Annotated in this window: 8 protein-coding genes and 3 tRNA genes; 6 read left to right on the top strand and 5 right to left on the bottom strand. The window is 36.6% G+C overall.

Features of this window, described 5'->3' with window-relative positions; translation table 11 throughout:
* Positions 1-201: 201 nt before the first annotated feature.
* Both AB6M99_RS11035 and AB6M99_RS11030 read right to left on the bottom strand, forming a co-directional pair.
* Positions 202-969 carry a ParB/RepB/Spo0J family partition protein gene (locus tag AB6M99_RS11035; RefSeq protein ID WP_121835379.1) on the bottom strand — a complete coding sequence of 256 codons (768 nt, stop codon included), beginning with the start codon at positions 967-969 and terminating at the stop codon, positions 202-204.
* A gap of 63 nt (positions 970-1,032) precedes the next feature.
* The gene (locus tag AB6M99_RS11030) at positions 1,033-2,226 is read right to left on the bottom strand and encodes a S1C family serine protease (RefSeq protein ID WP_121835377.1); all 1,194 of its coding nucleotides are present in this window, start codon (positions 2,224-2,226) and stop codon (positions 1,033-1,035) included.
* A 199-nt stretch (positions 2,227-2,425) separates the two neighbouring features.
* On the opposite strand from AB6M99_RS11030, the gene rlmH reads away from it, so the two are divergent.
* A complete protein-coding gene (gene rlmH, locus AB6M99_RS11025) occupies positions 2,426-2,905 on the top strand; it encodes a 23S rRNA (pseudouridine(1915)-N(3))-methyltransferase RlmH (RefSeq protein WP_369350826.1) in 480 nt (159 codons plus the stop codon).
* A 19-nt stretch (positions 2,906-2,924) separates the two neighbouring features.
* On the top strand, positions 2,925-3,623 hold the full coding sequence (locus tag AB6M99_RS11020; RefSeq protein WP_121835373.1) for a YoaK family protein: 699 nt from the start codon (positions 2,925-2,927) through the stop codon (positions 3,621-3,623).
* A gap of 89 nt (positions 3,624-3,712) precedes the next feature.
* Here the strand turns inward: AB6M99_RS11020 and AB6M99_RS11015 are convergent.
* Positions 3,713-3,786 (bottom strand) — tRNA-Arg (locus tag AB6M99_RS11015).
* A 124-nt stretch (positions 3,787-3,910) separates the two neighbouring features.
* Between AB6M99_RS11015 and AB6M99_RS11010 the strand changes: the two genes are divergently transcribed.
* Together AB6M99_RS11010 and AB6M99_RS11005 are read left to right on the top strand one after the other, a co-directional pair.
* Positions 3,911-3,982 (top strand) — tRNA-Glu (locus tag AB6M99_RS11010).
* Between the two features lie 9 nt (positions 3,983-3,991).
* Positions 3,992-4,063, top strand: a tRNA-Glu gene (locus AB6M99_RS11005).
* Between the two features lie 502 nt (positions 4,064-4,565).
* On the opposite strand, the gene AB6M99_RS11000 is transcribed toward AB6M99_RS11005, so the two are convergent.
* Both AB6M99_RS11000 and AB6M99_RS10995 read right to left on the bottom strand, forming a co-directional pair.
* On the bottom strand, positions 4,566-6,188 hold the full coding sequence (locus AB6M99_RS11000; protein ID WP_369350823.1) for an ATP-binding cassette domain-containing protein: 1,623 nt from the start codon (positions 6,186-6,188) through the stop codon (positions 4,566-4,568).
* A 72-nt stretch (positions 6,189-6,260) separates the two neighbouring features.
* Entirely contained in the window at positions 6,261-7,133 is an 873-nt protein-coding gene (locus tag AB6M99_RS10995; protein WP_121835369.1) for a YitT family protein, read from the bottom strand.
* Positions 7,134-7,521: 388 nt separating this feature from the next.
* Between AB6M99_RS10995 and AB6M99_RS10990 the strand changes: the two genes are divergently transcribed.
* Together AB6M99_RS10990 and trpS are read left to right on the top strand one after the other, a co-directional pair.
* Positions 7,522-8,112, top strand: a complete 591-nt coding sequence (locus AB6M99_RS10990; RefSeq protein ID WP_369351241.1) for a GNAT family N-acetyltransferase — start codon at positions 7,522-7,524, stop codon at positions 8,110-8,112.
* A gap of 21 nt (positions 8,113-8,133) precedes the next feature.
* Positions 8,134-9,156, top strand: coding sequence for a tryptophan--tRNA ligase (trpS, locus tag AB6M99_RS10985; protein WP_121835365.1), 1,023 nt, complete (start codon positions 8,134-8,136; stop codon positions 9,154-9,156).
* Positions 9,157-9,170: the final 14 nt, after the last annotated feature.

The following is a 9,170-nucleotide window of genomic DNA, read 5'->3' as shown; positions in this document are numbered from 1 at the left end:
CTTGTCTCCTTATCTGTTAGTTAGTTGTTTTATTCTAACATATTTCTAAAAAGTTTTCCACAAGTATTTTATCAGAAATCCACATTGTCAATAAGAGTTTTCCACAACATGTGTAAAACTCTTATATTGCTGATATTTACTAGGTTTAAATCGAATTTTTCTTGTTGATAATTCTGTCTAAAACGAAAAAAAGTCAACAGCCTATTTTAGACTGTTGATAATTCTGTGGAAATCTTCTTCGGTTGAAAATTGGATGGTGACTTTCCCTTTATGTGATTTGCTGGCTGTGATTTTTACAGGTAATCCTAGTTGTTGGCTGAGCTCTTTTTCATAATCGGTGATAAAAGGATTTTTAGAGACTTGCTTTTTCGTTTTCTTACCTAAAATAAAAGCCTCTAGCTGTCTAACACTGAGCTGTTTCTCATTAATTTCCTTTGCCCAAAATTCTTGTTCTTTTTCTTCATTGAGGCTGAGGAGCACACGCGCATGTCCTTGAGAAAGTTTTCCAGACGTAACGGCTTCTTGAAGACTTAGTGGTAGATTTAGTAAACGAAGAAGATTACTGATGTAGGGGCGTGATTTCCCCATATAACGTGCTAGATCTTCGTGTGTGACTTGTTTTTTATCAATCATTTGTTGATAGGCTTTGGCTTCTTCAATGGGATTAAGGTTAGAGCGTTGAAGATTTTCAATAATAGCCTGTTTCATACTATCATCATCAGAAATTTCCTTAATAATTGCTGGGATTTCTTCTAAGCCAGCTATTTTAGAGGCTCGTAGCCTTCTCTCACCTGCAATGAGTTCATATCCAAAAACATCTGATTTTCGAACAATAATTGGCTGAATGAGACCATTCTCTTTAATAGAATTTGCCAAATCAATCAATTCATCTTCATTGAAACTTAACCTAGGTTGGTAGGGATTTTTTTGAATCTGTTCAATTTTGATAACCTGTAAACGTTCTGTCATCTGCTCTCCTAAACTAAAAACTACCTTTACACTATTGTAAAGGTAGTGACAAAGTATGTCAACTTAATTTGAAGTCAAATCTTGGGTTGTTTTATCAAGGATAATAGTAGCTGTTTGCTTTTTCCCTTCACGGTAGAGAGTTACTTTTATTGTGTCACCGATAGTGTGACCATAAAGAATACTTTGTAAATCACTAGATGATGCGACAGTTTCTTCATCAATCTCAGTAATGACATCATATTTTTGAAGTTTTCCAGATGCAGGCATGTTATCTTGAGTGCTTGCAACGACAATACCAGATGTCACATCTTCAGGTAGTTTTAATTGGAAGATAAAGTTAGTTGACAATTCGTTTAAACCTACCATCGTAATACCGAGAGCAGGACGGTTAACTTTTCCATTTTTCTCTAGTTGATTGATAATTTTGACAACATCATTTGAAGGGATTGCAAATCCCATACCTTCAACCGAAGAACCTCCTGTCAACGATGTTGACGTTGAAGAGATTTTACTTGAGTTAATACCGATAACTTGTCCTTGAATATTGATGAGAGCTCCGCCAGAATTACCTGGATTAATGGCAGCATCTGTTTGAATAGCATTAGTTGAGATGGTTTCACCTTGCTCATTTTTCATAGTAACTGTACGGCTAAGACTAGACACAATCCCTTCTGTTACAGAATTGGCATACTCAGATCCAAGAGGACTACCGATAGCGATTGCTGTTTCACCAACAGTCAATGTTTCTGAATCTGCGAATGTAGCAACAGTTTTAACAGACTCAGAAGAGATTTTGACTACCGCAAGGTCAGAATAGGTATCACTTCCGACCAACTCACCAACCACCTTTGTACCATCAGCAAAGAGGATTTCAATTTGCTCGGCACCTTCAATAACATGGTTATTTGTCACGATATAAGCAAATTTACCATCTTTTTTGTAAATAACCCCAGAACCTTCACTGGCTACAGCGAGTTCTCCAGAAGGAGAGTTACCGAAGACGTTCTGAAAAGAATTATTTTGTTGACTTTGATAATTGATGACAGAGACAACAGCATCTTGAACGTTAGCAACTGCAGAGGTGGTATCATTAGTATTTTTATAGCTCACCTTGCTGACAGTTGTCTGAGTATTATTTGTTGAGGTAGAAGTAAACTTGTTACTTTGTAGCATTAAAAATGTAGCAACTATTCCACCTATAAAACCCGTACAACTAATTAAAATAAATTTAAGTAGAGAAGAAAATGTTTTTTTCATGATAAATGACCTCCATTTGTCATCAGTTTAAGAAAATTGGCTTAATTATACCTTAAAAATCCAAAAAAGAAAAGTTTCCACAGGTTGTGGAAAACTTTGTTGAAAACAAGTAAAAACTTACCTAAAAAGCTGATAATTTAATGGGTAAACCTGTGGATAACTTATTACAAAAAGAATAATTTATGATATAATACACCTTATGAAACTAAAACTGATTACCGTAGGAAAATTAAAAGAAAAATATCTGAAAGATGGCATTGCCGAATACCAGAAGCGCCTGGGGAGATTTTGCAAATTAGAAATGGTGGAACTTCCTGATGAAAAAACGCCAGATAAAGCTAGTGAATCTGAGAATCAGGCCATTATGGCAAAAGAAGCTGAACGTATCTTAGCAAAAATTTCAGATAGAGAGTTTGTCATAGCCTTAGCCATCGAAGGTGATCAATTTCCATCAGAAAAATTTAGTCAGATATTAGATGATATCACTGTAAAAGGCTATTCAAATCTAACCTTTATCATTGGGGGAAGTCTAGGATTGTCACCAAGTGTCAAAAAACGTGCGAATTTATTAATGAGTTTTGGAAAATTAACCTTGCCTCATCAGCTCATGAAACTTGTATTGATTGAGCAGATTTACCGTGCTTTTATGATTCAGCAAGGCAGTCCTTATCATAAATAATTTATTGGGAGTGAGGAAGATGAAATATCATGTAAAAGATTACCGTGTCTTTGAGGGATTGCGTGTTGCAGCTTGTCTAACCTTTATTAGTGGCTATATCAATGCCTTTACCTTTGTAACTCAGAATGGTATTTTTGCTGGCGTTCAATCAGGCAATGTTATCATGTGGGCATATCATGCTGCTCAAGGAAATTGGCAACGAGTTATTAATTTTACAATCCCTATTGTTTTTTTTATGATAGGACAATGTGCTACCTATCTGATTCGTCGATGGTTTGTTAGCAAAAATATCTTTTGGCATTTTGGTGCGAGTCTGATTATGCAAGCCATTATTGTCATTACCGTGTTATTGACTCCTATCTTACCTTCATTTTTTACAATAGCTAATTTAGCTCTTGTAGCGTCTATACAGGTGGAATCTTTTAGAAAACTTAGAGGGGCACCTTATGCTAATGTGATGATGACAGGAAATGTTAAAAATGCTGCTCTTTTAACGTTTAAAGGTTTTATGGAGAAAAATGCAGAGCTCCAAAAAGCTGGTAGGAATATTTTTATTATTATCTTGACATTTGCATTAGGTGTTGCTCTATCAACAGTCATCTCTACTCATCTCAAAGAGTATGGTCTAGTTTTTGTTATCTTGCCACTTCTCTATATCAATGTCAGTCTTTGGAATGAGAAAAATTGGGAAGAAAAAATCAATAAACCTAGGAGCTGATTTTTCTCTAAAGTCTCCATAAAGAGACCGGTGATGATATAGGATTAGGACAAAAAAAGTTTGGAACATGTGCTCCAAACTTTTTTTAGTGATCCCAGCAGGATTCGAACCTGCGACCGTTCGCTTAGAAGGCGAATGCTCTATCCAGCTGAGCTATGAGACCCAACTCCATTAGTATATCAAATGAGACAAAAAAAAGCAATATTAAAATAAAAAATGAAATAAAAGACTAGACAAATTTAATTTATCTGATATAATAATAAGAGTGTTAAGAAAACAACACCTAAGGTCCGTTGGTCAAGGGGTTAAGACACCGCCTTTTCACGGCGGTAACACGGGTTCGAATCCCGTACGGACTATTAGATTTTGCTCCGTTGGTCAAGGGGTTAAGACACCGCCTTTTCACGGCGGTAACACGGGTTCGAATCCCGTACGGAGTATCCTATAAAAACTGCGGTTAGCAGTTTTTTTTTGTTTTCTATAAATGTTTTGTGATGGATAGTGTAGTTCCATTTGAAAAATCTAGAGAGGCTGTTTGATTTACACTCCTCTTAATAGGACTATGCCAGAGTGAACTAAGTGCAATAAGATGACATCATTTTATCTGTAGTTTACTTTTAAAGTGTCCTACTTTTATACTTAACAAAAATCAAAAATTACTTTCTGTGTTTCTTTATTAAAAGTGTGGACGCTAAAAAAGGTTTGGGGAACCTTTTTAGGTGGGAAATGAAGCTTACGAAGTCAGTATCACAACCTCCTACGGATTTCACTAATAAGAATACCACCATAGGAAAAGAAACATGTTAGCCTCACTTCGTTCGGTGGTCAAACAATGATATTAGAGGATCTAAAATGCTCTTTTGATTTTTGATGAGTACTAATTCAAATCACTATAGATAAAAAAGAAATCGTCTGAGATAGTCCCAGACGATTTTTTGGAAATTATTGTGCCCAAAGAGCTTTAACCTTAGCTTGAACTTCTTCATTTTCAAGGAATTCATCATAGGTTTCATCAATACGGTCAATGACACCGTTTTTAGAAATAACAACGATGTGATTGGCAATGGTTTGAATAAACTCATGGTCGTGGCTGGCAAAGATAACTGATTCTTTGAAATCTTTGACGCCATCATTAAGGCTTGAGATAGATTCCAAATCCAAGTGGTTAGTTGGATCATCAAGAATAAGCACGTTTGACTTAAGCAGCATCAATTTTGATAGCATTACACGCACTTTTTCCCCACCAGAAAGAACATTAACAGACTTCTTAACTTCATCTCCTGAGAAGAGCATGCGACCAAGGAAACCACGCAAGAAAGTATCATCATCTTCACCTTTAGCAGCAAATTGACGAAGCCATTCCAGAATTGGTTCACCTGAAGCAAAATCTTTCGTATTATCCTTAGGAAGATAAGACTGAGAAGTGGTTACTCCCCATTTAATCGTTCCTTCGTATTCAATATCCCCCGCTAAAGCTCGCATAAGAGCTGTCGTTTGGATATCATTTTCACCAATGATAGCTGTCTTATCTCCTGGACGAAGAATAAAGCTGATATTATCAATGATGGTTTCTCCATCCACTTTAACAGAAAGGTTTTCTACGGTTAACAGGTCATTACCAATTTCACGCTCAGCTTTGAAATTGATAAATGGGTACTTACGACTTGATGGAACAATTTCTTCCAATTCAATCTTATCAAGCATTTTCTTACGAGAAGTCGCTTGTTTTGATTTTGAGGCATTTGCAGAGAAACGCGCGATGAAATCTTGAAGCTCTTTGATTTTTTCTTCAGCTTTGGCATTACGGTCTGCTTGAAGACGCGCAGCCAATTCAGAAGACTGTTTCCAGAAATCGTAGTTACCGACAAATAGTTTAATTTTACCAAAATCAAGGTCAGCCATGTGGGTACATACTTTATTCAAGAAATGGCGGTCATGGGACACAACAATAACGGTATTCTCAAAATCAATTAGGAAATCTTCAAGCCATGAAATCGATTGAATGTCAAGACCATTGGTAGGCTCGTCCAAAAGAAGAACATCTGGTTTACCAAATAGAGCCTTAGCAAGCAAAACTTTGACCTTATCACCGTTAGACAATTCACTCATGTTTTGGTAATGAAGGTCCTCAGGGATATTGAGGTTTTGCAATAATTGAGAAGCTTCACTTTCTGCTTCCCATCCACCAAGTTCTGCAAATTCACCTTCAAGTTCTGCTGCACGAACACCATCTTCATCTGAGAAATCTTCCTTCATGTAAATGGCATCTTTCTCTTTCATGATGTTATAAAGTTTTTCATTCCCCATGATAACAACATCAATCGCACGCTCTTCTTCATAGTCAAAATGATTTTGACGAAGAACTGAGAGACGCTCATCTGGTCCAAGAGATACATGACCAGTTGAAGGTTCAATATCTCCAGCAAGAATTTTTAAAAAAGTTGATTTTCCAGCACCATTGGCACCAATCAATCCATAGGTATTTCCTGCTGTAAACTTAATGTTTACGTCATCGAAAAGTTTTCTATCGCTAAAACGTAGCGACACGTCTGAAACTGTTAACAATTATATTACCTCGTTTTTTATATCTATCTTTAATATTTTATCGAATTTATTTATTTTTTTCAACGAAAACTACTAGCCTGGAAGTAAAATATCATCGTTCTCACGAATATAGTGTTTGGTCAAGCTAAAGCCACGTCCCATGACTTGGCTTGCTGGCATCACAACAACAAAAGCTGTCTCATCAATTTTTAAAATTTCTTGTTGCATTTTGGGAAGCTCATGACTAGTAATTGTTGTCATGAGCATGATTTTATCACGAGAATTTAGCCCTCCCTTAACAGGAATTTGCGTTACACCGCGATTAGCTTTTTGGATAACGTAGGTACGAATTTTTTCATTTTTATTAGAAATAATCATGATTGTCTTAGAGGAATTAAATCCATTTTCCATAATCCCAACAACATAGGAAATCACAACAAGAGCTATAATCGAATACATTACTGTATCTGTATCAAATGCTAAGAATCCCATTGCTACACTAATCCCATCAACGATAGTCATTGCCACAGCTAAGGATAAAGGTGTGTATTTATTTAAAATTTGAGTAGGGATCCCAGTACCACCGGTTGAGGAATTTCCCCAAAAAACCATACCTAATCCAATCCCAACGATAATCCCACCAAAGATAGCTGCCAGCAATGGATTATGTGTCAACGTTGGTAAAGTTGCTGTCAACTTCACCGCAAATGGATATATCCATGAACCATAAAAGGTCTTAACAAAAGTTTCCTTCCCTAAAAATACTAAACAGAGTATCAAAAGAGGAATGTTAGTTAGCAATAAAAAGGTGGATGGGTTCCACCCGAAGATTTCTTTGAAACTAACTGCCAACCCTCCCATACCGCCTGAAGCAATGTTATTCTCTAAAAACATGGTATTAAAACCAATAGCAACAATAAATGATCCGATTGTTACTAATACAAAATCAATCAAACGTTTTTTCATGATAAACCACTTTCTCTATTTTTCAACTCCTCTATTATCCCTTAAATCCAAGTTCTTGACAAGATAAAAACTTGACAAATTTGAAGGGATTTCATAAAATATAAGTATTCAGAAAAGTAACTTTAGCTTTACTTTCAAAGAGAGTTGACGGTGCTGAAAGTCAGTAGGTGAGTTAGAGTGAATGGGCTGAGGTTTCACGTGAAACGAACACATAAGTTTCAGGTTTGGTACACCTTATCGTACTAGAGATGATGCTTTGCTGATTTGACAACTAAGTGTAAACTTGCTTTACAAAAGTTGTAAAGTTATCAATTGAGGTGGTACCGCGTATCAATATGATTATGCCCTCACGCTTATTTAAGCGTGAGTTTTTTCTTTTGGAGGATAGATGGAGAATATTTACCAAGGATTAGCTAAATTCTGCTCTATAGAGACGGATAGACTTTATCTAAGAGCTGTTCGGATTGAAGATGCAGAAGATATGTTTGCTTATGCATTTGATGAAGAGAATGTCCGTTGGACTTTTCCAGCTAATAAAACTCTTGAAGAGACTAAAAATAATATTGCTTCGCTGTACTTAGCTAATCCCCTAGGACGTTGGGGCATCGTTATCAAAGAAACCAATCGATTTATTGGAACCATTGATTTAATGAAAATTGCCGAAGATGTGCGTCGAGCTGAAATAGGATATACCTTAAATAAACACTATTGGAACAAAGGATATATGACCGAGGCAGTCACAAAAATACTTCAAGTCTTTTTCGAGGACTTACAAATGAGCTGTTTAATCGCACGACACGATAAAGAAAATCCTGCTTCTGGGCGTGTCATGCAAAAATCAGGAATGTTGTTTAGCCATGAAGAACCATATGCAAAGATTGACAAGAAAGTTGATGAAAGAATGGTTACAATGGTTCACTACAGATTAACCAAGGAAGATTACTTCCGTCAAGTTGACAACGCTGTAAAACAAAGTTGACAAAAAAGTAAAGGAGATAATATGTCTAAACCAATTATTTTAACAGGGGATCGTCCCACCGGAAAACTACATTTAGGTCACTATGTAGGGAGTTTAAAAAATCGTGTATTACTTCAAAATGAAGAGAAGTACGATATGTTTGTTTTTTTAGCAGACCAGCAAGCCCTCACTGATCATGCCAAAGAATCTGCAGCTATCAAGGAATCCATTGGAAATGTTGCCTTGGATTATTTATCTGTTGGTCTTGACCCTGCTAAATCAACTATTTTTATCCAGAGTCAGATTCCCGAACTAGCAGAGTTGACCATGTACTATATGAACCTTGTTTCTCTAGCACGTCTTGAACGTAATCCAACGGTTAAAACGGAAATTGCTCAAAAAGGTTTCGGAGAATCTATTCCAACAGGTTTCCTAGTTTATCCTATCTCTCAAGCTGCAGACATCACAGCTTTTAAAGCTAATTTTGTGCCAGTCGGTAACGATCAAAAACCAATGATTGAGCAAACACGGGAGATTGCTCGTAGCTTTAACCATACCTACAATTGTGAGGTTTTGGTGGAGCCAGAAGGCATCTATCCTGAAAATGAAAAGGCTGGTCGCCTCCCTGGTCTTGATGGTAATGCTAAAATGTCGAAGTCTCTCGGAAATGGCATCTACCTCTCTGATGATGCTGATACCGTTCGTAAGAAAGTTATGAGCATGTACACCGATCCAAATCATATCCGTGTGGAAGATCCTGGACAAATTGAAGGTAATATGGTTTTCCATTATCTAGATATTTTTGGAACCGAAGCAGATAAGGCTGAAATTGAGGCAATGAAAGAACATTATCAACGTGGCGGTCTTGGCGATGTCAAAACCAAACGTTACCTTTTAGACATCTTAGAACGTGAATTAGCTCCTATCCGTGAGCGCCGTCTAGAATACGCTAAAGATATGGGAGAAGTCTTCCGTATGCTTGAAGAAGGTAGTCAAAAAGCACGTCAAGTAGCAGCTCAAACCTTATCAGAAGTAAAATCTGCAATGGGAATCAATTATTTCTAAAAAGAAAGGTTGAG

This window comes from Streptococcus hillyeri, from assembly GCF_041081565.1.
GTDB lineage: Bacteria > Bacillota > Bacilli > Lactobacillales > Streptococcaceae > Streptococcus > Streptococcus hillyeri.
Note: the sequence above shows the minus strand (reverse complement) of the source record. Positions and strands in the feature narration are given on the sequence as shown.